The 23,790-nt window shown below is 68.7% G+C and carries 19 protein-coding genes; 12 read left to right on the top strand and 7 right to left on the bottom strand.

Annotation, left to right across the window (positions count from 1 at the left end):
* Positions 1–29: 29 nt before the first annotated feature.
* From VH571_RS02465 to VH571_RS02455, 3 genes are read right to left on the bottom strand one after another with little or no spacing between them, the layout of a single operon-like run.
* Complete coding sequence (locus VH571_RS02465; RefSeq protein ID WP_423263145.1) at positions 30–1,238, bottom strand: N-acetylglucosamine-6-phosphate deacetylase; 1,209 nt, start codon at positions 1,236–1,238, stop codon at positions 30–32.
* Positions 1,235–2,134, bottom strand: a complete 900-nt coding sequence (locus tag VH571_RS02460) for an ROK family protein (RefSeq protein ID WP_423263144.1) — start codon at positions 2,132–2,134, stop codon at positions 1,235–1,237. Before VH571_RS02460 ends, VH571_RS02465 begins: the two co-directional genes overlap by 4 nt.
* Complete coding sequence (locus tag VH571_RS02455; RefSeq protein WP_055960569.1) at positions 2,131–3,012, bottom strand: SIS domain-containing protein; 882 nt, start codon at positions 3,010–3,012, stop codon at positions 2,131–2,133. The genes VH571_RS02460 and VH571_RS02455 overlap by 4 nt, the downstream gene beginning before the upstream one ends.
* A 133-nt stretch (positions 3,013–3,145) precedes the next feature.
* Between VH571_RS02455 and VH571_RS02450 the strand changes: the two genes are divergently transcribed.
* The 6 genes from VH571_RS02450 (at position 3,146) to VH571_RS02425 (ending at position 10,419) form a co-directional block, all read left to right on the top strand.
* Positions 3,146–3,934 carry a DeoR/GlpR family DNA-binding transcription regulator gene (locus VH571_RS02450; RefSeq protein ID WP_055960567.1) on the top strand — a complete coding sequence of 263 codons (789 nt, stop codon included), beginning with the start codon at positions 3,146–3,148 and terminating at the stop codon, positions 3,932–3,934.
* A gap of 479 nt (positions 3,935–4,413) precedes the next feature.
* Positions 4,414–5,676, top strand: a complete 1,263-nt coding sequence (locus tag VH571_RS02445) for a Gfo/Idh/MocA family protein (protein WP_423263142.1) — start codon at positions 4,414–4,416, stop codon at positions 5,674–5,676.
* A gap of 25 nt (positions 5,677–5,701) precedes the next feature.
* Positions 5,702–7,024, top strand: a complete 1,323-nt coding sequence (locus VH571_RS02440; protein ID WP_423263141.1) for an ABC transporter substrate-binding protein — start codon at positions 5,702–5,704, stop codon at positions 7,022–7,024.
* A 3-nt stretch (positions 7,025–7,027) separates the two neighbouring features.
* Positions 7,028–7,963, top strand: coding sequence for a carbohydrate ABC transporter permease (locus VH571_RS02435; protein ID WP_423263140.1), 936 nt, complete (start codon positions 7,028–7,030; stop codon positions 7,961–7,963).
* Positions 7,956–8,927 (top strand): carbohydrate ABC transporter permease, encoded by a 972-nt coding sequence (locus VH571_RS02430; RefSeq protein WP_423263139.1) that lies wholly within the window; start codon positions 7,956–7,958, stop codon positions 8,925–8,927. Before VH571_RS02435 ends, VH571_RS02430 begins: the two co-directional genes overlap by 8 nt.
* A gap of 49 nt (positions 8,928–8,976) precedes the next feature.
* The gene (locus VH571_RS02425; RefSeq protein ID WP_423263137.1) at positions 8,977–10,419 is read left to right on the top strand and encodes a DUF4832 domain-containing protein; all 1,443 of its coding nucleotides are present in this window, start codon (positions 8,977–8,979) and stop codon (positions 10,417–10,419) included.
* Between the two features lie 135 nt (positions 10,420–10,554).
* Here the strand turns inward: VH571_RS02425 and VH571_RS02420 are convergent, their stop codons facing one another.
* Positions 10,555–11,214 (bottom strand): nucleoside/nucleotide kinase family protein, encoded by a 660-nt coding sequence (locus tag VH571_RS02420; protein WP_423263135.1) that lies wholly within the window; start codon positions 11,212–11,214, stop codon positions 10,555–10,557.
* A 90-nt stretch (positions 11,215–11,304) separates the two neighbouring features.
* On the opposite strand from VH571_RS02420, the gene VH571_RS02415 reads away from it, so the two are divergent.
* The 4 genes from VH571_RS02415 to VH571_RS02400 all read left to right on the top strand — a co-directional run bounded on the left by VH571_RS02415 (position 11,305) and on the right by VH571_RS02400 (position 16,422).
* The gene (locus VH571_RS02415; protein ID WP_423263133.1) at positions 11,305–12,642 is read left to right on the top strand and encodes an FAD/NAD(P)-binding protein; all 1,338 of its coding nucleotides are present in this window, start codon (positions 11,305–11,307) and stop codon (positions 12,640–12,642) included.
* Between the two features lie 296 nt (positions 12,643–12,938).
* Entirely contained in the window at positions 12,939–14,039 is a 1,101-nt protein-coding gene (locus tag VH571_RS02410; RefSeq protein WP_423263132.1) for an SDR family oxidoreductase, read from the top strand.
* 156 nt (positions 14,040–14,195) lie between these two features.
* A complete protein-coding gene (locus tag VH571_RS02405) occupies positions 14,196–15,950 on the top strand; it encodes an MDR family MFS transporter (RefSeq protein WP_423263130.1) in 1,755 nt (584 codons plus the stop codon).
* 1 nt (position 15,951) lies between these two features.
* Complete coding sequence (locus VH571_RS02400; RefSeq protein ID WP_055960534.1) at positions 15,952–16,422, top strand: MarR family winged helix-turn-helix transcriptional regulator; 471 nt, start codon at positions 15,952–15,954, stop codon at positions 16,420–16,422.
* 108 nt (positions 16,423–16,530) lie between these two features.
* Here VH571_RS02400 and VH571_RS02395 read toward each other — a convergent pair whose 3' ends face one another.
* A complete protein-coding gene (locus tag VH571_RS02395) occupies positions 16,531–17,133 on the bottom strand; it encodes a sugar O-acetyltransferase (protein WP_423263129.1) in 603 nt (200 codons plus the stop codon).
* Between the two features lie 108 nt (positions 17,134–17,241).
* The gene (locus tag VH571_RS02390) at positions 17,242–19,830 is read right to left on the bottom strand and encodes a lamin tail domain-containing protein (protein ID WP_423263128.1); all 2,589 of its coding nucleotides are present in this window, start codon (positions 19,828–19,830) and stop codon (positions 17,242–17,244) included.
* Between the two features lie 239 nt (positions 19,831–20,069).
* Here VH571_RS02390 and VH571_RS02385 point away from each other — a divergent pair, with 239 nt between their 5' ends.
* Positions 20,070–21,269, top strand: a complete 1,200-nt coding sequence (locus tag VH571_RS02385) for a Gfo/Idh/MocA family protein (RefSeq protein WP_423263127.1) — start codon at positions 20,070–20,072, stop codon at positions 21,267–21,269.
* Here VH571_RS02385 and VH571_RS02380 read toward each other — a convergent pair.
* Positions 21,239–22,327: a LacI family DNA-binding transcriptional regulator gene (locus tag VH571_RS02380; protein ID WP_423263126.1), complete on the bottom strand. Its 1,089-nt coding sequence runs from the start codon at positions 22,325–22,327 to the stop codon at positions 21,239–21,241. The two genes, VH571_RS02385 and VH571_RS02380, sit on opposite strands and share 31 nt — an antisense overlap.
* A 158-nt stretch (positions 22,328–22,485) precedes the next feature.
* On the opposite strand from VH571_RS02380, the gene VH571_RS02375 reads away from it, so the two are divergent.
* Positions 22,486–23,790 (top strand): ABC transporter substrate-binding protein, encoded by a 1,305-nt coding sequence (locus VH571_RS02375; RefSeq protein WP_423263125.1) that lies wholly within the window; start codon positions 22,486–22,488, stop codon positions 23,788–23,790.

The raw sequence follows: 23,790 nt of genomic DNA, 5'->3' as shown, positions 1-23,790 counted from the left end.
CACCGGTGACGTCAGCAGATCATTAACATTCAGCTCACGGAGAGCCAGGTGCCTCGGCGCAAGACCCTCTCGACTCCGAACGTCTGGTCGTCCACGATCACGAGGTCGGCGGGAGCGCCGGGCGAGAGAGGCGGCACCAGGCCGAGGCCCCTCGATGCTGAACCCGACGTCACGGCTGCAGCCTCGACTGCGATCGATGGCGCCGACGCTGCCACCGCCGAGCGTGCGGTGCTGAGCTCGGCCAGCCGGACCAGCGCATCGCCGACCGTGGCGGTGCTCCCCGCGAGCGACGACCCGTCGGCAAGCATGGCGACGCCGTCGGTCACCGTGACCGCTGATCCGGCAATCGCATAGGATCCGTCGCCCAGACCGGTCGCACTCATCGCGTCCGAGACCAGCACGAGGCGATCGGGAGCGAGGCGCCGCACCAGCGCGGCCACCGATCCCGCGACGTGGTGGCCGTCGAGAATCAGCTCGACACTGACCCGGTCGTCGTCGAGAGCTGCGCCCACGAGCCCCGGCTCACGGTGGTGCAGCGGCCGCATGCCGTTGAAGAGGTGGGTGACGACGGTCGCACCCCGATCGAAGGCCGCGGTCGCGGTCGCGGCGTCGCAGTCGGAGTGGCCGAGGGCGACGGTGATGCCGCGCTCGACGAGCCACGAGACCGCGTCGAGGCCACCGGGCAGCTCGGGCGCGAGCGTGACCATGCGGAGCGACCCGGCCGCCGCGTCGACCAGGCGGGAAAGCGCATCGGCCGTCGGCGGAACCAGCAGCGACGCATCGTGCGCTCCACGGCGAGCGGCTGACAGGAAGGGCCCCTCGAGGTGGATGCCGGCGAGGTGGCCGAACCCGACGAGCGGCGCCAGCGTGTCGAGCGCCTGCTCCAGAGCCGGCAGCGGGGCGGTGGCCACCGAGGCCACGAGACTCGTCGAGCCCCGGGCGGCGTGATAGTCGACGACGCGAAGCGCCTCGGCCGCGGTCGCCGAGCCGAAGTCGATGCCGAGGGCGCCGTGCACGTGCTGGTCGACGAAGCCCGGCAGGGCGGTTCCGGTGACGTGCTCCACCTCCGCGGCGTCGAGCCCGGGCGGAAGGACGGCGCCGACGAAGTCGATCAGGCCGTCTAGTACGACGACGAAGCCGGGGGCGAAGACCGAGGTGGGTGTGACGACCCGGTCGAGCCGCAGGATCCTGCGCTCCCGCCTGTCGAGGGAGGCGCCGGGCAGGCGACCGGCGCTCATGGGAGCAGCGCCGTCCGCGCGAGCACGCCGGCCCCGACGATAGCTGCGGCGTCACCGTGGGCGGCACGCGCGAGGGTCGGCCGGCGCGAGAACGCCAGGCGTTCTTCGAGCGCTCTCCGCAGCGGATCGAACAGCAGATCGCCCGCCTCGGCGAGTCCGCCACCCACGACGATCATCTCGGGAGCCGCGACGGCCGCGATCCATGAAAGAGTGTCGGCGAGCACCTCGACGGCGTCGTTCCAGAACGCGACAGCCCGAGGATCCGCGGCCCGCACTCTCTCCGCCGCCTCGCGCGCGTTCGCCGCCCCCAGCCGCCGCGCCAGGCCACCCGCCGAGGCCACCTCTTCGACGCGCAGCCCCGCGAGGGCACCGTGCCGAAGCACGACCTGGCCGATCTCGCCGGCCCATCCGCCCGAGACGAGGGCGGTGCCGCCCTGCACGAACGCGCTGGCGAGCCCGGTGCCGATCGCCACGAACGCCATACCGCCGGGGATGTCGCGGGCGGCGCCGGTCGTGCTCTCGGCGAGAGCCCCCGCCCGGACGTCTTGGCCGAATCCGACCGGGAGCCCGATCTGGGAGGAGAGCAGGTCGCGGAGCGGCAGGTCGCGCCAGCCCAGATTGACGCTGGCGACCGCGACGCCCGATTCGTCGTCGACCACGCCGGGAACGGCGAGCCCCACGGCCGCCACCGGCCGGAGCCGACGGGCGGCGTCGACGATCTCGGCCACGGCACGGATGGTGCCCGACGCGTCGAGATCACCCGACGGAGTGGCGACGCGCCACTCGCCGACGACCTCGGCGGAGCCGTCGAACAGGCGCGCCTTGATCGTGGTGCCGCCGACGTCGACGCCGACGACCGCGGGGGCGGCGTCGCGGTCGAGGTCGGCAGAAGTCACGAGGCGAGTATGACGGAGCGCGTCAGCGAGCGGGGGTGATCGGGGTCGAGACCGCGCGCCACGGCGAGGGCGACGGCGAAGCGGTGCACCACGACGAGGGCCGCCTGCGGGTCGAGATCGTGATGCACGAAGGTGGCGCCGGTGGCATCGACGTCGTCGACGAGCCCCTCGGGAGCCTCGTCGAGCGACCAGACGAGACGGCCGGGCTGAGCGATGGCGATCGGGCCGTGACGGTAGTCCATCGACGGATACGACTCGGCCCAGAACTGCGCCGCCTCGCGGGTCTTGAGCGCCGCCTCGAAGGTGAGGCCGACCGCCGGCCCGGTGCCGATGAAGGTGACCTGCTCGGCCGAGAGCAGATCGTCGATGGGCAGGTCGAGCGCGATCTCGGCCTGGCGCGCCAGCATCTCGATGTCGTCGCCGAGCCCGGCGCGGAGGAGCGCCAGCCCGGTGGTGGCGAAGCGCGTCTGCACGACCGACCGCTCGTCGGCGAAAGGCAGCGCGATGACCTGGTCGGCCTCGGCGGCGGCGGGGGAGTCTCCGACCGCGGTCAGCAGCACGGTCTTCTGGGTGGTGAGCCCGGCGAGAAGCTGCACGATCTCGGTCGTCGTGCCCGAGCGCGAGATGGCGACGACGCGGTCGTACTCGCGACCGACGGGATACTCGGATCCGGCGAAGGCGTCGGTCAGACCGAGGCCGGCGCGCTCCCGGAGCACGGCATACGTCATCGCGATGAACCAGCTCGTGCCGCAGCCGACGACCGCGACGCGTTCTCCGGGCTGGGGCAGCGCGTCGGCGAACTCGGGGGCGAGTGCGGCCGCCCTCCGCCAGGTCTCGGGCTGGGAGGCCAGTTCTTCGGCCACGAAGGTGTCGGTCATGGAGGGTCCTTTCGATCACGCTGAGCGGCGGCATGCGCTGATGAGCATCCTAGAAGATCGGTTGTGAGTGATTCAAGAGAAAAACGTCAAATTCGATCAAGGATCCGAGTCGTCACCACCCTAGGATTGCCCCATGACGCAGCAGCAGCGCTTGAACGAGCTCCTCGAACTGGTCTCGGAACGCGGCAATGTGACGATCGCCCAGATCGGCGAGGCGCTCGGCATCTCGGCCGCGACGGCGCGACGCGACCTTGCGACGCTCGCCGAGCAGCGGCTCGTCACGCGGACCCACGGCGGCGCGTCGTCGCTCGGCAGTGGCTACGAGCTGCCGCTCCAATACAAGATCGCCCGGCAGGCCGAGGCGAAGATGACGATTGCCCGGGCCGCTGCTGCGCTCGTGTCGGTGAGCGACTCGGTGGGGCTGAACGGTGGCACCACGACGAGCGAGGTCGCCCGCGAGCTCGGCCGGAGCGATCGGCTCGTCCGCTCCGACGGCGACTTCGGCGTCACCATCGTGACGAATGCGCTCAACATCGCCTACGAGCTGTCGGTGCGATCGCACGTCAAGATCGTCGTCACCGGCGGGGTGTCTCGACGCCAGTCGTATGAGCTCGTGGGCCCGCTGGTCTCGAACTCGCTGGCCGAGATGGCGCTCGACGTGGCGATCCTCGGCGTCGACGGGCTGAGTGTGCGCTTCGGTGCGACGACCCTGCACGAGGGCGAGGCCGATGTGAGCCAGCAGTTCGCCAAGGTCGCGAAAAAGGTCGTCGTCGTCGCCGACTCGACGAAGATGGAGAAGACGACTTTCGCGCGTATCTGTCCGCTCGACCAGATCGACGTGCTGGTCACCGACCGGCCTGTGCCCGCCGAGCTCGAGCGGGGTCTCGGTGCGGCGGGCGTCGAGATCGTCATCGCCTCGTAGGTCGGCTGCCTGCCGCCCTGCCCGTCTCCCTGCTTGCCAGCCTGCCCGGGCCGCCGAGAGTGCCCAAGTGGGGGCCCGAATCGATTGCCGACCCCGACTTGGGCACTCTCGCCGGGCGTCCGGCCCCCGGCCGATCCGCGCGAGGTCGAGCGCGCCGGGCGGGGCATCTCCCGAGAGGTGTTTTGCGCGCGGTCAAATTTGACGCCGCGCAAAAAGTCGTCAGGGTGATGTGCCCTCCGGACGGCACCGGCGTCGGCTCAGCGACCGGCAGCTCCTCATTGGCAGCGGCTCAGCACCAGCACCAGCACCACAACCACGGCCGCAGAAGCGCGCAGTCCGGCCCGTGAGTGTTTCGGTCTCGTAAACAACCGCGATCAAACGGAATTCTCGCTTTCGTGCAGTCGCGAGAACATTTATTGTCAATTCATGATCGTTTTGGCTATGTTTGAATCATGTTCACGCAAAGACGCGGAGAAAATGTGACTTCCAATCACGAAACCACCAGTCGCGAGTCGGCCGCCCCAGGGGGCGCCCCGTGTGGCCTCGGCGCCCTGCGCGTCGGCCTCGTCGGCGTCGGCCAGCGCGCCTACATCGCCCACCACGTCGCTTCGTCCGATGAGAACGCCGTCCTGGTCGCGGCGGCCGACACGACTCCCGAGGGTCGTGGCCGCATCGCGGCCGAGTTCGGGCAGGAAGTCGAGGTCTTCGACTCGCACACGGCCCTCATCGAGCACGCTGAACTCGACGCCGTGATCGTGACGACGCCCGACTGGACGCATGCCGAGATCGCCATCGACTTCCTCCAGGCGGGCATCGCGGTCTATCTGGAGAAGCCCCTCGCCATCACGGTCGAAGACGCCGATGAGGTGCTTCGTACAGCTCACGAGACCGGCACGAAGCTCTACGTGGGCCACAACTTCCGCCACGCGGCCGTCGTCCGGCTCATGCACGACATCATCGCCCGCGGCGAGATCGGCGAGGTCAAGACCGTCTGGGTGCGGCACTTCGTCGGCAACGGCGGCGACTACTACTTCAAAGACTGGCACGCCGACCGGAGCAAGACGAACACCCTGTTGCTGCAGAAAGCCAGCCACGACATCGACGTGGTGCACCTGCTCGCGGGCGCCTACACGACCCGAGTCGTGGGCATGGGCGACCTCGTGGTCTACGGCGACGTCGTCGACCGCGACACCCACGAGGGCGAGACCGTGCACGACTGGTTCTCGTACGACAGCTGGCCGCCCCTGACTCAGACCCGCCTCAACCCGGTCGTCGACGTCGAAGACGTGTCGATGATGATGATGACGCTCTCGAACGGCGTGCTCGCCAGCTACGAGCAGTGCCACTTCACGCCCGACTACTGGCGCAACTACACCGTGATCGGCACCGAGGGTCGTCTCGAGAACGTCGGCGACACGGCCGGCGGAGTCGTCAAGGTCTGGAACCGCCGCCACGAAGCGGAGTGGAAGACCGACGGCGACGTCGAGTACCCCATCGAGGGTGTGGCCACGGGCCACCAAGACGCCGACGTGCTCACGATGCACGAGTTCCTGGCGTTCGTCGGGCGTGACGAGCCGGTCACGCTGTCACCGGTGGCTGCGCGCGCAGCCGTGGCCGCAGGATCCTTGGCCGCCCGCTCTCTCCGCTCCGGCTCGCAGCCCTTCGACGTTCCCGCGCTCTCGCCCGAGCTGCTCGACCACTTCGCCCGCACCACCACCCCTGCACCCGCCGCCGCGCTCTAGCGACGGCCTCACAGAAGGACACGTCATGCCCATCTCCTCACGGCCCGGGTCGGCTCGACGCCGGCTCACGCTCGGCGTCGCAGCCGCGGTCGGTGTTGCTCTGCTCGCCACCGGCTGCAGCGCGTCGTCGTCGAACACCGGCAGCTCCAGTACCTACGAGGCCCCGTCGAAAGACACGAAGGCCGAACTCACCTACGGCGTCTGGGATCAGACGCAGGTCAAGGCGATCAAGGCCAACCTCGCGGGCTTCAACAAGGAGTACCCGAACATCAAGGTCAACGTGAACGTCACGCCCTACGACAGCTACTTCACGAAGCTCCAGACCGAGGCGTCGAGCAACACCCTGCCCGACCTCTTCTGGCTGAACGGCCCCAACTTCCAGCTCTATGCCGCCAACGGCAAGGTCGAGCCCATCACGGGCGAGGTCAAGTCGAAAGACATCACGCTGAGCAACTACCCGGCGGCCCTCGACGACCTCTACTCGGTCGACGGCGTCCAGTACGGGGTGCCGAAAGACTTCGACACCATCGGCGTCTGGGTCAACAAGGCGCTCTTCAAAGACGCCGGAGTCGACCTGCCGAAGGCCGACTGGACCTGGTCCGACTTCCAGACGGCGGCCAAGACCATCTCGACCGCGCTGAAGAGCAAGGGCATCTACGGGGTGGCCGGCGGCATGGACGGCCAGACGACGTACTACAACACGATCGCGCAGTCCGGCGGCGACGTCATCAACGCCGACGGCACCAAGTCGGGCTACGACTCGGCCGCTGCCAAGAAGGGCCTCACCTTCTGGAGCGACCTCATCGCCAACGGCTCCTCGCCCTCGATCCAGCAGCTCACCGACACCTCCGCCGACCAGTGGTTCACCTCCGGCAAGGTCGCGATGTTCTGGGGTGGCAGCTGGGCCCGCACCGAGATCGGCGACTCCTCGATCGCCGACGACGTCCAGGCCTACCCGCTCCCGATCGGCGAGAAGCAGGCCACGGTCATCCACGGCGTCTCGAACGTGGTCGCCGCAGGCAGCGACAACAAGGCCGCCGCGCAGGCCTTGCAGGTGTATCTCGCCTCGAAGGAAGCCCAGACCCAGCAGGGCGACATGGGCGCCGTGATCCCCGCCTACACGGGTACCCAGACGGCGTTCGTCGACTCGCAGCCGGGCATGGACCTCCAGGTCTTCCTCGACGCCGTCGACTACGCCGTGCCGTTCCCCGTCTCGAAGAACACCGCGGCGTGGAACGCGCTCGAGGGAAGCGACCTGCCCGTCGCCTTCTCCGGGTCGAAGCCGGTCTCGGCCGTGGCGGACGACCTCGCCACCCAGATGAACGCGCTGCTCGCGAAGGAGAAATAAGCCGTGACCACCGAGACGCTCCACCCGCCGAAGGCCGCCGCATCCGGCCGCCCCAAGCTCCTGAAGCGCGATGGCGCGTGGCCCTGGCTGTTCGTGTCCCCCCTGCTGCTCGGCATCGCCGTGTTCTTCCTGTGGCCGATCATCCAGACCGCGTACTTCTCGCTGACGACGTGGGGCGTCTTCGGTGGCTCGACCTTCACGGGGGTGGCGAACTACATCCGGCTGTTCGCCGACCCCCAGCTCTACCTGGCCCTCGGCAACACCCTGCTCTACACGGCCATCGTGCTGCTGGGCGTTCCGCTCGCGGTCTGGTTCGCCAGCCTGCTGAACACGCCGGGGCTCCGGTTCGCGTCGTTCTACCGCGTGCTGTTCTTTCTGCCCTATGTGGCGATGCCGACAGCCATCGCCATGGTCTGGCGGATCATCTTCAACGGCGACTTCGGGATCCTGAACTACCTGCTCAAGGGGATCGGCGTTCAGGGCCCCTATTGGATCTCGACGCCGGGCTTCGCGATGGTCGCGGTCGCGATCGTCGGCCTCTGGTCGTCGCTCGGCTTCTCGATGATCATCCTCGGCGCGGGCCTGAAGAACATCCCGGCCGAGCTGTACGAGGCCGCCGAACTCGACGGTGCCAAGCCGTGGCGCCAGTTCCGCTCGGTAACGGTGCCGTTGCTCACGCCGAGCATCTTCTTCGTGCTGATCATCACGATCATCGGCAGCTTCCAGCTGTTCGACCTGCAGTACGCGATCCTCGGCTCGCCCGCGACCAACCCGGTCATCCCGCGCAGCATGTCGCTCGTCTACTTCTTCTACCAGCAGGGCTTCGTGTCGAACGACAAGGGGTATGCCGCCGCCATCGCGATGATCATCTTCGTCGTGATCGGCATCGTCACTCTCGTGCAGTTCCGTCTGCAGAAAAGGTGGGTCTCCAATGACTAACAACGTCGCCGCAGCCCGCACCTCGGCCGCCCTCAGCGATCCCGAGCTCGACCCGTCGATGCCGGCTCCCGTGTCGCCTCCGACCGGCCCCAAGAAGGGCCGAAGAGAAGGATCCGCCGCCCGCCTTCGCGCGAAACGGCGCGGTCGAGCTCGTCACGGCTCGCACGCCGTGGCCCACGTCGTCCTCGGCGTCGGCGGCTTCATCATGGCCTTCCCGTTCCTCTGGCAGATCATCATGTCGCTGTCGACGAACGCCGAGGTGCAGAGCGTCACGCCGCACTTCTGGCCGGCAGAGTTGCAGTGGTCGAACTACGCCACCGTCTTCGAGACGCTTCCCTTTCTCGACCAGCTGCGCACGAGCATCCTGATCACCGTCATCCGCACGGTCGCGCAGATCCTGCTGTGCACGCTCGCGGGCTACGCCTTCGCGCGGATGGCCTTCAAGGGCCGCGCCATCATGCTGGCCCTGGTGCTGTCGATCCTCATGGTGCCCTCGCAGGTCTACCTGATCTCGCAGTACCAGCTCGTGCAGGGCTTCGGGCTGCTGAACACGATCGTGGGCCTGATGCTTCCGGGGCTCTTCAGCGCATTCGGAACGTTCCTCATGCGCACCGCGTTCCTCAACATGCCGCAGGAGCTCGAGGAGGCCGCCCGGCTCGACGGCGCCAATCCGTTCCAGGTGTTCTGGAAGGTCATGCTCCCGCTCGCGAAGCCGTCGATCAACGTGCTGGCGATCACGACCGTGCTGTGGTCGTGGAACGAGCTGCTGTGGCCGCTCGTCGTCTCGACCAACTCGAGGTCGATGCCGCTGTCGGCCGGCCTCGCGACGCTCATCGGCGACAAGACGACCGATTACCCGGTCGTGATGGCCGCCAGTCTGCTCGCGATGGCGCCGGTGCTGATCATGTTCATCGTGCTGCAGCGCCGGGTCATCGACGGGCTCGCCTTCTCCGGACTCAAGTAGTTCTGCGGTTCCGCTTCTCGTTCCACCAATCGATCACAGGGGTGTTCCAATGAAGAAACGCATCATCACGACGACCGCAATCGCGGCCGCTCTCGCACTGGCGATTCCCGCCACGGCGTCGGCTCACCAGGCCGCCGCGCATCCGGCGTCGGTCACGAGTCGCACCGTCACCTACGCGGCCAGCGACGCGGTCATCCCGAACCCGGCCCGCGGGTTCTACCACTCGACCGAGACCCACTATCTGAAAGACGGCTCCGGTTACGAGCCGCTCGACCTCGCGTCGCTGCGGGCGTTCCGCAAGGAGGGCGTCACACAGATCCTTCGCGAGTTCTGGATGGAGAAGTTCGTCGACCAGAAGAAGCTCGACCCGAAGTGGCTGAAGCTGGTGCAGAAGGATTACGACACCGCCCGCAAGGCCGGAGTCTCCGTCATCACCCGGTTCGCGTACGTGCAGGGCGGCGACTTCCCCTACAACCCGCCCTACGGTGACGCCGACGTCGACACCGTGCTCGCCCACATCAAGCAGCTCACGCCGATCCTCCGCAAGAACGCCGACGTGCTGCCGGTGCTCCAGGAGGGCTTCATCGGCCTCTGGGGCGAGGGCTACTACACCGACCATTTCGCCGCCGACCCGGCGAACCCCGGTGTGCTGACCGACGCCGACTGGGCCAACCGCAACCGGGTAGCTGCGGCCGAGTTGAAGGCACTGCCGACGAGCCGTGGGATCCAGGTCCGGACCATGCAGATGAAGCAGAAGGTCGTGCGCGTGCCGAGCGGCACCGAGGGGGCCCTCACGCCCGCCGAGGCGCACGACGGTTCCGCGAAGTCGCGCATCGGGCACCACAACGACTGCTTGCTGGCCGCTCCCGATGACTGGGGCACCTTCCTCACCGACCCCCTGTCGCTCGACCAGGACTACCTCGCGGCCGACTCGCGGTACGTCGCCGTCGGTGGCGAGACCTGCAACGTCGATGCCCCGCGCTCGGAGTTCCCGTCCGCCGCCGCCGAGATGGCGAAGTACCACTACAGCTACCTCAACCGGGATTACCACCCGGACGTCCTCGCATCCTGGGGTGAGGCCGGTCTCACCGAGACCTCCAAGAAGCTCGGCTACCGGTTCGTGATGAAGTCGAGCACCGTCACCGCCGCGACCAAGGGTCACACCCCGAAGGTCTCGGTGAAGGTCGCGAACGAGGGCTGGAGCGCGCCGTACAACTCGCGACCCGTAAAGCTCGTGTTGACCTCGAAGAACCGGACGATCACGGTGCCGATCACGGCCGACGCCGACACCTGGCAGCCCGGAAAGACCGTGACGGTTTCGGCCGCGCTGAAGCACGTGCCGCGCGGCACCTACCAGGTCGCCCTCGCCCTGCCGGCGCCCGAGAAGACGATCGACGGCAACCCGAACTACGCGATCCAGACGGCGAACGTCGGTACGTGGAACGCGCGCGCCGGCGTCAACGACCTGAAGCAGAAGGTCACCGTGCGCTGACCCTCTCCTCTGTGGAGCGGGCCGTCGGCCTACGATTTCGCCCGGAAATGCCACGCGAGTGGCGTTTTCGGGCGATTTCGTTCGTGGAGGGCCCGGCATTCGCCGGCCCGGCAGTCACCGGAGCCGCGGCGCGGGTCAACGAGGCAGGGGCGCAGGCGCATTGAGGCGGAGGATCAGGTCGGCCGCATCGCGCGTCGACTCGACGACGTCGGCGTTCGCTTTGTCGACCGTGGTCACCCAGGCCTCGGCGGCGGTCGCCTCGTGACCGAACGACAGGCGCCGTGCCAGGAGGCGTCGATGACGCTCGTCGGCCCCGACGTCAACGAACCACGTCTCGTCGAGCAGAGGGCGGACGCCGGCCCAGCCGTGCGTGCCGAGCAGCAGGTAGTTGCCCTCCGTGATGACGAGCGGAGCGTCGGCCGGCACGGCGACGCTCGATCCGATCGGCTCCTCGAGGGCGCGATCGAAGACGGGGGCGTAGATGTCGGCGTCGCCCGGCCGTTGCTCGCTCAGGCGGCGAAGCAGAGCGCAGTAGCCGTCGGTGTCGAAGGTGTCGGGGGCGCCCTTCCGATCGGCCCGGCCCAGGCGCACGAGCTCGGAGCCGCCGAGGTGGAAGCCGTCCATGCCGACGAGCACCGCGTCTGGCCCGAGCGCGTCGAGGAGCGCGGCGCTGAGCGTCGATTTACCGGCGCCGGGGCTGCCGGTGAGGCCCAGGATCCTGCGCTCGCCGTTCGTGATGAGCCGCCGGGCACGCGCCACGAGCTGGTCGAGAGAGAGAAGGTCTGCGCCGGTCACCCCCGAACCGTAGCGCGTCGCCCGAGTCAGGGCGGTCTCCTGGGGGCCGGGGTTTAGCGTGGGGGAGCCCCTCCACCGAAAGGCTCCACCGTGCCGCACTCCACCCCCTCTGTGATCGTCGTCGGAGGCGGGGCGGCCTCCGTCTTCGTGACTGTGGCCGTCCGCGAGCGCGCTGCGGCCCTCGGGCTGCCGACGCCCGCCATCACCGTGGTGGGCAATGATGCCGTCGTCGGCCTCGGGCTCGCCTACGGTCGCGCCGAGCCGCATCACCGGCTCAACAGCCCCGCCTCGGCCATGAGCCTGTCGCCCGCGGAGCCCGGCGGATTCCTGGCCTACCTCGACGACGTCGGGTGGCGCGATGGCGACGGTTCAGCGGCGAGCGCAGGATCCTTTGTTCCCCGACAAGTCTTCGGCCACTACCTGGCGAGTGCGTTCCAGGCGTTGCTCGACGACTCCGCGTCGGGCGTCTCGTTCGTGCGCGGAGACGTCGTCGCCGTGGTCGAGGCGGAGGGGCGTTCGACCGTCACTCTGGCCGACGCCACGGAGCTCAGCGCCGATGTCGTCGTGCTGGCGCTCGGCAACCCGCCCCCGGGTCGCGTCACGGTGCCGACGGCCGGTGTCGCGCGAACGATCGACGACCCCTGGGCTCGCGACGCTCTGGACGGCATCCGCGAGACCGATAGCGTGCTGCTGATCGGCACCGGGCTCACGACGATCGACATCGCGACGTCGCTTGCGCGGCGGCATCCGGGCATCGTTATGACGGCGACGAGTCGGCGGCTGCTGCTGCCGGCTGTGCATCTCGCTGCTCCGGTGCCGCCGGGGCCCGGTCTGGTGTCGGGCGACTCGCTGCTGGCGGGCGACGCGACCCCTCCGCTTCCGGAGCTCCTGCGCGACTTCGGCCGCCAGCTGCGCGCGGCCTCGGCGGCCGGTGAGCCCTGGCAGCCGGTGCTCGACGGAGTGCGGCCGCAGATCCACACGCTTTGGCGCGGCCTCGGCGTCGCCGACCGCAAACGGTTCGTCGCGCACGTCGCGCGCCGCTGGGATGTGCACCGGCACCGGATGGCGCAGTCGGTCTGGGTCGAGCTCTCGGGGCTGATCGACGCCGGCACGCTGACCCTGGTGTCCGACGTGTCGGGCCAGGAATTCGACGTGGCCGTGAATTGCACGGGGCCGAACTCGGTGGCGGCTCGCGGCTGGAGCCCGCTCGTCGATGCGTTGCTGTCGGCCGGGTCGATCGTGCCGGATCCTACGGGTCTGGGGTTCGACGCCGACGAGGCGGGCGCGCTGGTGTCGACGGCGGGTGCGGTGTCGTCGCGGTTGTTCGCGGTGGGTGCCGGGCTGAAGGGCGCGCTGTGGGAGACGGTCGCCGTGCCCGAGATGCGGGTGGTGGCGACGCGGATCGCCGAGCGGGTGCTGCCGGCCTGACCGCTGCGCTGCTGGTGCCGAGTGCCGCCAAATGCCGCCGCGCCCTGCGCCGCCGCGGCATTAGGCGTCACTCGCCCCCTCCCGTCTCCCTCCCGGGTTGCCGAGTGCCGCCGAATGCCGGCCGCGGGCCCGGCGGCGCGGCAATAGGCGGCACTCGGCACCCGGCGCCGGGCCTGCATGCGTGCGCCGGTCCGCGAGTGCCGCCGATTGTCGCCCGCGGCCCCGCTAATGCTGCATTTGGCGGCCCTCGACGACATGCGTCGGAATACGTCAGCGAGCCCGCCGTTGGGACCAGCATGGCCTCGAACGAAAACGCTCCGACCGTCCCGTCCACCCGCACCGCGCTCGTCGTCGGCGCCTCCGGCATCACCGGATCTGCGCTCGTCGAGCAGCTCGTCGCCGAGGGCTGGGAGGTGCTGGCGCTGTCGCGCCGCGCGTCCTCCGCGCCCGGCGTCCGGGGGATCGCCGCCGACCTCCGCGACCCCGCGAGCCTCGCCGCCGCCCTCGCCGCCGAACGCCCCACCCACGTCTACTTCACGGCGTGGCAGCGCCAGGCGACCGAGGCCGAGAACATCGCGGTCAACGGCGGCATGGTGCGCGACCTGTTGGCGGCTCTCGCGCACGCACCGCTGCAGCACGTCGCGCTCGTCACCGGTCTCAAGCACTACCTCGGACCGTTCGAGGCCTACGCCGCGGGCGAGATGCCCGACACTCCCTTCCATGAGGAGGAGCCTCGCCTCGACACCCCCAACTTCTACTACGCCCAGGAGGACGAGCTGTTCGCCGCTGCCGCGACGCAGGGCTTCACCTGGTCGGTGCACCGCTCGCACACCGTGATCGGCTACGCCGTCGGCAACGCCATGAACATGGGATCGACGATCGCCGTCCAGGCGACGCTGGCGAACGAGCTCGGCCTCGACTTCGTGTTCCCCGGCAGCGAGGCGCAGTGGAACGGCCTCACCGACATGACCGACGCGGGCGTTCTCGCCGAGCAGATGGTGTGGGCGTCCACCTCGCCGAACGGCGCCGATGAGGCTTTCAACATCGTCAACGGCGACGTGTTCCGCTGGCGCTGGATGTGGCCGCGCCTCGCCGCTCGCCTCGGCGTCGACCCGGCGCGCGTCGTCGGCTTCGAGGGGGAGGCCCGTCCCCTCGAGGAGCAGATGCGCGAGCACGAGTCCGCCTGGCCCGCGATTGCCGAGAAGTACGACCTCGCCGAGGCCGACATCTCGCGCCTCGCGTCGTGGTGGCACACCGACGCCGATCTCGGCCGCGCCATGGAGGTCGTCACTGACATGGGCAAGAGCCGCGAGGCCGGATTCCTCTCGTTCAAGCGCACCGAGCGGGCGTTCGCCGAGCTCTTCGAGCGGTACCGGGCCGAGCGCCTGATCCCGTGATCGGGTAGCCGAGGATCCTGGTCTCCCGTGGCTCCGAGAATTCGTGCACGGTCTGCAGTGATTAGTTGACAACGGTCAACGACAAGCGGATGATTGACGCAAGTCAACCATTTGGGCTCAGTGTCGCGCCCCCGCACTCACCACTGGAGTTACCGAATGTCACACGCACCGAGCGAAAAGGCCGAAGCGCTCAGCTCCGACTCACCCGCCGCCATGTCTCACCGCCAGGTGATGGAGGCCCTCTCGGGCCTCCTCCTCGGCATGTTCGTCGCCATCCTCGCGTCGACCGTCGTCAGCACGTCGCTGCCCAAGATCATCTCCGACCTCAAGGGCGGCGAGAGCGCCTACACCTGGGTCGTCACCTCGACCCTGCTGGCCACAACGGTCTCGACCCCGGTCTGGGGAAAGCTCGCCGACCTCGTCAACCGCAAGCTGCTGATCCAGCTCGCACTGGTCGTCTTCGTGCTCGGCTCGGCCCTCGCCGGCTTCTCGCAGAACCCCGGCACGCTCATCACGTTCCGCGTGCTGCAGGGTCTCGGCGCCGGTGGCCTCACGGCCCTCAGCCAGATCATCCTGGCCGACATCATCAGCCCGCGTGAGCGTGGCCGCTACATGGGCTACTTCGGGGCCGTCCTCGCGGTCGGCACGGTCGGTGGCCCGCTCATCGGCGGTGTGCTCACCGACACCCTCGGGTGGCGCTGGAACTTCTTCGTCGGCGTGCCCTTCGCCGTCGCCGCGATCATCGTGCTGCAGCTCACGCTGAAGCTCCGTGTTATGCCGAAGCGCAAGGTCTCGATCGACTACCCCGGCATCATCACGATCGCCGGCGGTGTCTCGCTGCTGCTCATCTGGGTCACTCTCGCCGGCAAGAACTTCGACTGGATCTCGGTGACATCGTTCGTCATGGTGATCGGCGCCGTCATCCTCCTGGTCGCCGCGGTGCTCATCGAACGTCGCGCCGTCGAGCCGATCCTGCCGATGACGCTGTTCCAGAACCGCACCTTCTCGCTCGCCGTGATCGGCTCGATCGCCGTCGGCATCGCGATGTTCGGCGCCACCGTCTACCTCGCGCAGTACATGCAGCTCGCTCGCGGTGCAACGCCGACCCAGTCGGGTCTGCTGACTATCCCCATGATCGGCGGTCTGCTGATCTCGTCGACCGTCGCCGGAAACCTCATCACCCGCTTCGGCAAGTGGAAGCCGTTCATGGTCGTCGGATCGATCGCACTCGTGGTCGGCCTCGCCCTCATGGGCACGATCCAGTACGACACCTTCTACCCGCTGGTCGCCGTCTTCATGTTCATCACCGGTGCCGGCGTCGGAATGGTCATGCAGAACCTCGTGCTCGTCGTGCAGAACACGACCGAGCCGAAGAACATCGGTGCGGCCTCGGCCGGCGTCGCGTTCTTCCGCTCGCTCGGTGGTGCGCTCGGCGTCTCGATCCTCGGCACCGTGCTCGGCAACCGCGTCACCACCCTCCTCGATGGCAAGCAGGCCGAGCTCGGCAAGGCCATCGCCGGCCTCGGCGACAAGGGAGCGGCCGTCGCGAAAGAGCTGTCCAGCGGCACCATTCCCGCGGTCAGCAGCCTCCCCGACGGAGTGCGTCAGATCATCGAGTCGGCCTACGGCCAGGCCGTGGCGAATGTGTTCCTGATCGCCGCACCGATCGCGATCCTGCTCGTTCTCGCCGTGGTCTTCATGCCCAACAAAGAGCTCACCTCGAAGACGGTCGCCGAGCGCGATGCCGACGGCGACACCGACGGCGGCACTCTCGGGGCCTCGGCCCAGGGGTCGGCCGGCGTCGACGACGTCGACCGGAGTCACGGGGCGCACGCCGCCGAGACCACCGACGACGGTTCGGTCAGCGCGGATTCCCAGGAGCGTGTCGGGGCCCGTGCGTCACACTCCTGACATGACTCTCGATCGCCCGTCGCCCGCCGGTTCGCCGGTGGGTGGCGCGGCCGGAGCCGAGGCCGACCGCCTCGAGCAGCAGTTCGGTCTTCTGTTCGACGCGTACCGTCAGCGCCTGCGTCAGCGGGCGACCGAGATCGACCCGTCGCTCCAGCCGTCCGGGTACCGCACCATCGTGACGCTCATCAATCTCGGCCCGACCGGAGCCACGCACCTCGCCGACGCCCTCGGGTTCGACAAGAGCGTGCTCAGCCGGCAATTGCACCAGCTCGAATTGCTCGAGCTCGTCACCCGAGAGCAGGATCCGGCGGACCGCCGCGCAGTCATCATCCATGCAACGCCGGTCGCCGTCGCCCGGGTCGAGGCCCTTAAGACGCTCGAGCGCGATGAGTTCCGCGACCGCCTCTCGCAGTGGGAGGCCAGCGAGCTGAGCGACCTGATTCGCCTGCTCGCGAAGCTGAACGAGGCGTAGTTCCGCGCAACGCCATCTTCCGCTCAGGACACCACCCATCGGCGGTGTCTTGAGCGGAAAGTGGTGTCACACCCTGGGGGTGTCACGCCCTGCGCGGTGTCGCTCGAGCTACAGGTCGAGCCGTCGATCGTGCCAGTAGAACTCGCGATCGTGGTCGTTGATCTCGCGCACGACGCGGCAGGGCACGCCGACCGCCACGACGCCCGAGGGGATGTCGCGGGTGACGACGCTGCCGGCACCGATCACGGTGTCGTCGCCGATGGTCACGCCCGGCATGATCTGGGCGCCGCCGCCGATCCAGACGTTGCGACCGATGCGGACCGGGAGGTTGAACTGCAGACCCTTGGCACGGAGCTCGGGCAGGATCGGGTGCCCGGCCGTCGCCACCACCACGTTGGGCCCGAACATGACGTTGTCGCCGACGTGGATGTCGCCGTCGTCGACGAGGGTGAGATTGAAGTTGGCGTAGATGCCGCGGCCGAAGTAGGCGTTGCGACCGGCCCAGTTCGCGTGCAACGGCGGCTCGATGTAGCAGTCGTCGCCGATGGCGCCGAACATGCGCTGCAGCAGCTCGGAACGCTCGGCGGACTGCGACGGCCTCGTGGCGTTGAAGTCGTAGAGCAGCTCGAGCGCCGCTTCCTGATCACTGGTGAGCCCGGGTTCGTTGGGGTCGTAAACGAGGCCCTGCTGCATGCGTTCGCTGTTGTCCATGCGGTTATCGTCGCACCAGGCCCGGCTGGCAGACGTCATGCGGACTTCCGGACTCGCCGCGGCGAGTCGGACAGTCCGCACGAAGTCTGCAAGCGACAGCGGCAGCGGCTACGCGGCCCGTCGGCGGCGCACCGCGACGAGCGACGCGGCACCGAGTGCGAGCAGCAGGCCGCCGAGAGCCGCGAGTGGCGCCGGTTCGGAGCCGGTGTAGGCGAGGGCGGTCGGTGCTGCGGCCGCGGCGCCGGGGTCAGTGGCGGTGCCGCCGGATCCTGCGGTTCCGCCCGACCCTGAGGCGACGTCGCCGTCACCCGAACCGTCACCCGACCCGCCGTCGCCGCCGTCGCCCGCGCCGTCACCCGGCGTGGTCGGCGCCTCCGAAGGGAACGACCCCACGCGGAACGAGAACCCGTCGGTGTCGTTGTCATCGGCGTAGAAGGTCAGTCGGGCGCCGTCGACGGTGGTAGCTGCCGGGGCGATCGCGAACCCCTCGTTCGCGAGTGCCGGGTCGGCGTTGGCGGGGGCGTTGTAGAGGGTGTCCTGGACGAAGGATCCGGCGGAGTCGATCGAGAACAACGCCGTCTGGCCCGCACACGCGTCGTCGCACACGACCCACAGCTGCCCGAGATCGGCGTCGAACTGCACGTCGGCGACGACCCCGAACGTCGTGGGGATCGAGGCGATGCGCTGGAACGAGCCGTCCGACATCAGTGCGTAGGCGTAGACGCTCGCGGTGCCTTCGACGCCGACGAAGAAGAGTCCGTCGCCGTGACCGGCGTAGTCGGCCGGGTCGTACTCGGCGCCGGTGCTCTCGTCGGCGAAGCCTGCATCGGTGAGGAACGAGTCGGGAATCCAGGTGACACCCTCGAGCCCGGCGTTCGCGCCGATCGTCGGGAAGTCGGCGGCGAGGTTCCACTCGGCGGTCGCGTTCAGCACGGTCGCCGAGGTCGACGGGTCGTAGCGGAGCACCGACGGGCGACTGGTGCCCGAGACGTCGTTGTTGCGCTCGGACGAGACATAGATGCCGCCGGCGGAGGAGTCGTCGGCCACCGTGACGCCCTCGGCGTCGACCGTGCCGGTGCCGTCGCCGTAGTGCAGCACCTTGCCGCCCGCCCAGCCCGCGGTCGTGGCCGGAGCCCAGCCTCCGGCGCCGTCCGAGACGATCTTGTAGAGCCGGCCGGTGCCGTTTTCGACACCCCAGATGGTGCCGTCGGCCGCCGAGCCGGACGGCTCGTAGTCGAGGCCGGACAGGTCGCCGGTGTAGGTCGACTCGTCGTCGAGGGGTGTCTCGTCGGGGCTGCCGGGCCACTGCTCGGCCACGGCCACGCCGTCGAAGAGGTTCGCGCTGCCCTTGCTGGGCTCGGAGGTGGTATCGAAGTCACCCGTGCCGTCGGGGCTCCGGCCGTAGGTGGTCGCGGCGTGCTCGGTCCAGTCGTACGAGTCGACGAGGGTCGTGCCGTCGGCGAGGAAGAGGCGCGCCGAGTCGGCACCCCCGAGACCGAAGTCGAAGCCGTTCGGCGTGCTGTCGGTCTTCTCGTCGAACACGACGAAAGCGCCAGGAGCGATGCTCGTGCCCGCCGGGACGGCGTACGAGTCGGTGTCTTTGTTGTCGCGGAACACGTAGCCCGACACGTCGACGCTCGTCGCACCGATGTTCGTCAGCTCGACCCAGTCGCCGGGCGTGCCGCCGTTCGACTCGACCTCGTTGATGCGCACCGGCGACGAGCAGTCGTTCGCATCGCCCTTGGTCGAGGTCGTCGTGGTGGTGAAGTCGCCGGTGCCGTCGGGGCAGCGGCCGTAGGTGACGAGGCTGTGCGTGGTCCACGAATACGTCGCAGCCAGGGCGTCGGCCCGGTCGTACAGGCTGACCGAGTCGGCCGCTCCGAGGCCGAAGTCGAAGCCCTCGGGGTCGGTCGTCGTCGCCTGGTCGATCACGAAGTAGTCGCCGGGGTCGACGATCGATCCGGCCGGAAGACGGTACTTCGCGTGGCTGGCATCGCTGTCGACGAAGCCGTAGCCCGAGAGGTCGAGCGCCGTGTCGGAGGTGTTGGTGACCTCGACCCAGTCGGTGTCGTCGCCGTTCGACTCGACCTCGTTGATCGAGAGGCCGTCGGCGTTCGCGGCGGGGTCGGCCGGGGCGGGGTCGGTGGGGTCGGCGGGTGTTGGGTCGGCGGGGTCGGTCGGCTCAGGATCCGGCACGGCCGTCCCGAAGGCATTCGCCGCGTTCTTCGTCGACGCCGAGGTCACCGCGAAGCCGCCCGTGAGGTCGGGGGAGCGCCCGTAGGTCGTCGCTGCGGCCGTCGTCCAGGCGTACGAGTCGACGAGCGTCGTGCCGTCCGCCTGGAACAGGCGCACCGAGTCGGCGCCGCCGAGCCCGAAGTCGAAGCCGTCGGGCGTCGTGGCGGTCACAGTGTCGACCGTGAGGTAGCCGCCGGCCGCGATGAGCGAACCCGTCGGCAGCACGAAGGTGTCGGTGTCCTTGTTGTCGCGCAAGATCATGCCGCTCGCGTCGATCGCGCTGGCGGTCGGGTTGCCGAGCTCGATCCAGTCGTCGGGAGAGCCGCCGGACGATTCGATCTCGTTGATCACGATGTCGCTCGTCGCGGCGGAGGCGGGAGCTGCCGTGAGGAGGAAGAGGCCGCTGAGGGCCAGCGTGCCGGTGAGCGTCAGGGCTCCGGCGCGGAGAAGAGGCGGGCGCATGGTGGTCCGTTTCAGTGGGGGAGCGGCCATCGTCGCTGACCGAACAAAATGGTTCGTGACGCGGAGGTGAACCGCAGGTGTCGGCGGATCCTGACACCGGGTTTCGGGCGGGGCACCGTCGAAAGGCGGTGTCCGTTCCGAAAGGCGGTGTGTGGGTGGTGCAGAAGCGGGGCGAGAGTGTGTCAGGTTGTTATTACATGGCCGACTCGATACCGTCGACACACAAGCGAAGGAGCTCCATGACCACGACCCTCGGCGTCGGCCTCATCAGCGTGGGGTGGATGGGCCGCCTCCACTCCCGGGCGTATCGGGCGCTCCCCGACCACTTCCCCGAGCTCGACGTCGCGCCCCGCTTCGTGGTCGCAGCCGACCCCGTGGCCGAGGCTCGCGGCGAGGCGGTGTCGCGGCTGGGGTTCGAGCGCGCGGTCGCCGATTACCACGAGGTGCTCGCGGATCCTGAGGTCGATGTCGTCTCGATCTGCTCGCCCAACTTTTTGCACCGCGAGATGGCCGTCGCCGCCGCGAAAGCGGGCAAGCCGTTCTGGATTGAGAAGCCGATGGGGCGCTACGCCTCCGACTCGCGGGAGATCGCCGAGGCCGTCACCGCAGCAGGCGTGGTCACCGCGGTCGGCTTCAACTACCGGCACGCCCCCGCCGTCGAGCACATGCGCGCGCTGGTGCGCGACGGCCGTATCGGGCGGGTCACGAACGTGCGGGGCACGCTGCTCGCCGACTATTCGTCGAATCCGCTGGCGCCACTCACCTGGCGGTTCGAGCGCGAGAGAGCAGGATCCGGGGTGCTCGGCGATCTGTTGTCGCACGGCCTCGATCTCGCGCAGTACGTCGCCGGTCGCATCTCGAGCGTGACCGCGCTCGCCGAGACCTTCATCACCGACCGGCCGGCCCCCGGCGCCGGCGTCGTCGACCGCTCTGCCGCTGGTACGGGTGCGCTGAAGGCCGTCGAGAACGAGGACTACGCGGCCCTGCTGTTCCGCTTCGACTCTGGTGCTGTCGGAACGATGGATTCGAGCCGCATCATGCGGGGTCCGCGCGCCGAGTACGCCCTCGAGGTCTACGGCACCACCGGGTCGATCCGGTGGGACTTCCAGCGCCTGAACGAGCTCGAGGTCTGCCTCGACGACGCGCCCGAGTACGGCTACACGACGATCTACCTCTCGCCGGGCCAGGGTGAATTCGGCCGGTTCCAGCCGGGCGGCGGCACTGGCATGGGGTTCGACGACCTCAAGACCATCGAGGCGGCGCAGTTCGTGAAGAGTGTGCTGACCGTTGAGCAGCTCTCGCCCTCGGTGGCTGACGGGCTGGCGACGGCGACCATCGTGGAGGCGGCCGAGGCGTCGCTCGCCGACGGCGCCTGGCACGACGTGCCCCGAGTCGACGGGCCCCTGACCTACGACGCTCCGGCGCCGGTACTGGGCTGACGCGCGGGCGAGGCCGCGGCCGCCGACGGCGACGTCGGCACCGGCCCGGTGCTCGCCCGCACGACGAGCGAGGCCGGAAGCTGCACGTGCTGCGGAATCGCCTTGCCGTCGAGCAGCTGAAGCAGCAGCTCGAGAGCCCGAGCCCCCAGGTCGTGCAGGGGCTGGGCCACCGTGGTCAGAGGCGGCTTCGCGTTCGCCGCCTGGGGGATGTCGTCGAAACCCACGATCGAGAGATCGTCGGGCACGCGCAGTCCGAGCCGGTGCGCCACCTCGAGCACCCCGATGGCCGAGCTGTCGTTGGCGGCGAAGACGGCCGTGGGGCGGTCGCGTGTCGTGAGCAGGCGGAAGGCGGCATCGGTCGTGAGGGCGGTCTGGTAGCCACCGACCTGCACCAGTGCGGGGTCGAACGGGATGCCCGCCTCGTCGAGAGCCTGGCGGTAGCCGCGTTCGCGCAGTTCGGCCGACGCGAGGCCGGTGCGGCCCCGGACGTGGGCGATCCGTCGGTGCCCGAGCCCGATGAGGTGCTCCGTCGCGGCACTGGCGCCGCCGACGTTGTCGGAGTCGATGGCGGCGTGGCCCTCGGGGCCGGTGTGCGGGTCGATCGAGATGACCGGGATCGACAGCTTCGACATCAGGGTCGTGGGCGTGACGACGATCGCGCCGTCGATCAGGGTGCCGCCGAGGCGTGACAGCGAGCGGCGCTCCCAGCCGGGCTGAGTCTCGGCTCCGACGAGTCCGGCGTAGGCGAGGAGCTCATAGCCGGTGCCGGTCGCGGCCGACGAGATGCCCTGGAGCAGTTCCGCCGAGAACGGCTCGAACTCGGTGACCAGGATGCCGATGACGTTCGTCCGGCTCCGGCGGAGGCTGCTCGCGACGAGCGAGGTCTCGTAGCCGAGTTCGTCGATGATCGCCAGGACGCGCTGGGAGGTGGCCGACGCCACCCCGTCGCGGCCGTTGACGACCTTGGAGACCGTCGGCACCGAGACCCCCGACGCGCGTGCCACGTCTTTGATCGTGACGCGGCCCGGCGGGGCGACGAATTCGACATCGTTTTCCACACTGCTCACGGTAGTGGTTTGCAGGCCCTCGGAGGATCGATTGAATGAGATAGAAATCGATATCGAAATCGATTGACAAGCTCGTCGCGAAAGTGGCATCCTCCTTTCGGCGGCACTCCAAGCCGCCAGTCAACGACGACCACCAAGGAGCTTCCGCAATGACGAGGAAAAACCGAATCAGGGTTGCGAGCGCGATCGGACTCGCTCTCGGAACAGCACTACTCGCCACCGCCTGCTCGTCCGGAGCCGGTGGCTCGGGCGACGCGAACGGCAACGTCACGATGACCTTCTGGCACAACTCGACCACCGGCCCCGGCAAGGCCTACTGGGAGAAGACGGTCAAAGACTTCGAGGCTTCCCACCCGAAGATCACCATCAACGTCCAGGCCATTCAGAACGAAGACCTCGACGGCAAGCTGCAGACCGCCCTCAACTCGGGTGGCGGGCCCGACGTCTTCCTCCAGCGCGGCGGCGGCAAGATGAACGCGATGATCCAGGCCGGTCAGATCCAAGACATCTCAGGATCCATCGACTCGGCTACCAAGGCGGCCGTCAGTGCCGGAACCTTCAAGGGCTACGAGGTCGACGGCAAGACCTACGCGATGCCGGTCGACGTGCTCCCCGAGGGCATCTGGTACAGCCAGGACCTCTTCAAGGCAGCGGGAATCACCGACACGCCGACCACCCTCGACGAGTTGAACGACGACATCACGAAGCTCAAGGCCTCGGGCGTCGCTCCGGTCGCCGTCGGCGCCAAAGACGCCTGGCCCGCCGCGCACTGGTACTACAACTTCGCCCTTCGCGAATGCAGCGAAGACACCCTGAACGCGACGGCCAAGTCGCTGAAGTTCGACGACGAGTGCTGGACCAAGGCGGGTGACGACGTCAAGGCCTTCAACGACACCAAGCCTTTCAACGATGGCTTCTTGACCACCGCTGCGCAGCAGGGTGCGGGCAGCTCGGCCGGCCTCGTGGCAAACCACAAGGCCGCGATGGAACTCATGGGTTCGTGGGATCCCGGAGTCATCTCGTCGCTGACTCCCGACCAGAAGCCCCTCTCCGACCTCGGCTTCTTCCCGTTCCCGACGATCTCGGGTGGCCAGGGCGACCCGGCGGCCCTCATGGGTGGTCTCGATGGGTTCTCGTGCGCGACGAAGGCCCCCAAGGGCCCCTGCGCCGAGTTCTTGAACTACATCGTCACCAAGGACGCGCAGGAGGCCTACTACAAGGCGTTCAGCACGATTCCCGTGAACAAAGACGCCCAGTCGGTCATCACCGAGCCCTACCTGAAGTCGGTTCTCGCGGCTTACACAAAGGCGCCCTACGTGTCGCAGTACCTCGACACCCTCTACGGCCAGAACGTCGGCAACGCCCTGAACACCGGCGTCGTCGATCTGCTCGCCGGTCAGGGTTCGGTGTCGGACATCATCGACAACACCAACCAGGCTGCGGCCAAGGGATAG

The organism is Frondihabitans sp. 4ASC-45 (assembly GCF_049472575.1).
Taxonomy (GTDB): Bacteria; Actinomycetota; Actinomycetes; order Actinomycetales; family Microbacteriaceae; genus Frondihabitans.
The sequence above is the reverse complement of the archived record's forward strand: the minus strand, read 5'-3'. Positions and strand labels throughout refer to the sequence as shown.

Bases quoted from the DNA above. Each gene is read 5' to 3' on its own strand.
- VH571_RS02465 (WP_423263145.1), bottom strand. From the start codon at position 1,238: ATGAGCGCCGGTCGCCTGCCCGGCGCCTCCCTCGACAGGCGGGAGCGC.
- VH571_RS02455 (WP_055960569.1), bottom strand. From the start codon at position 3,012: ATGACCGACACCTTCGTGGCCGAAGAACTGGCCTCCCAGCCCGAGACC.
- VH571_RS02450 (WP_055960567.1), top strand. From the start codon at position 3,146: ATGACGCAGCAGCAGCGCTTGAACGAGCTCCTCGAACTGGTCTCGGAA.
- VH571_RS02440 (WP_423263141.1), top strand. From the start codon at position 5,702: ATGCCCATCTCCTCACGGCCCGGGTCGGCTCGACGCCGGCTCACGCTC.
- VH571_RS02430 (WP_423263139.1), top strand. From the start codon at position 7,956: ATGACTAACAACGTCGCCGCAGCCCGCACCTCGGCCGCCCTCAGCGAT.
- VH571_RS02425 (WP_423263137.1), top strand. From the start codon at position 8,977: ATGAAGAAACGCATCATCACGACGACCGCAATCGCGGCCGCTCTCGCA.
- VH571_RS02410 (WP_423263132.1), top strand. From the start codon at position 12,939: ATGGCCTCGAACGAAAACGCTCCGACCGTCCCGTCCACCCGCACCGCG.
- VH571_RS02405 (WP_423263130.1), top strand. From the start codon at position 14,196: ATGTCACACGCACCGAGCGAAAAGGCCGAAGCGCTCAGCTCCGACTCA.
- VH571_RS02400 (WP_055960534.1), top strand. From the start codon at position 15,952: ATGACTCTCGATCGCCCGTCGCCCGCCGGTTCGCCGGTGGGTGGCGCG.
- VH571_RS02395 (WP_423263129.1), bottom strand. From the start codon at position 17,133: ATGGACAACAGCGAACGCATGCAGCAGGGCCTCGTTTACGACCCCAAC.
- VH571_RS02390 (WP_423263128.1), bottom strand. From the start codon at position 19,830: ATGCGCCCGCCTCTTCTCCGCGCCGGAGCCCTGACGCTCACCGGCACG.
- VH571_RS02385 (WP_423263127.1), top strand. From the start codon at position 20,070: ATGACCACGACCCTCGGCGTCGGCCTCATCAGCGTGGGGTGGATGGGC.
- VH571_RS02375 (WP_423263125.1), top strand. From the start codon at position 22,486: ATGACGAGGAAAAACCGAATCAGGGTTGCGAGCGCGATCGGACTCGCT.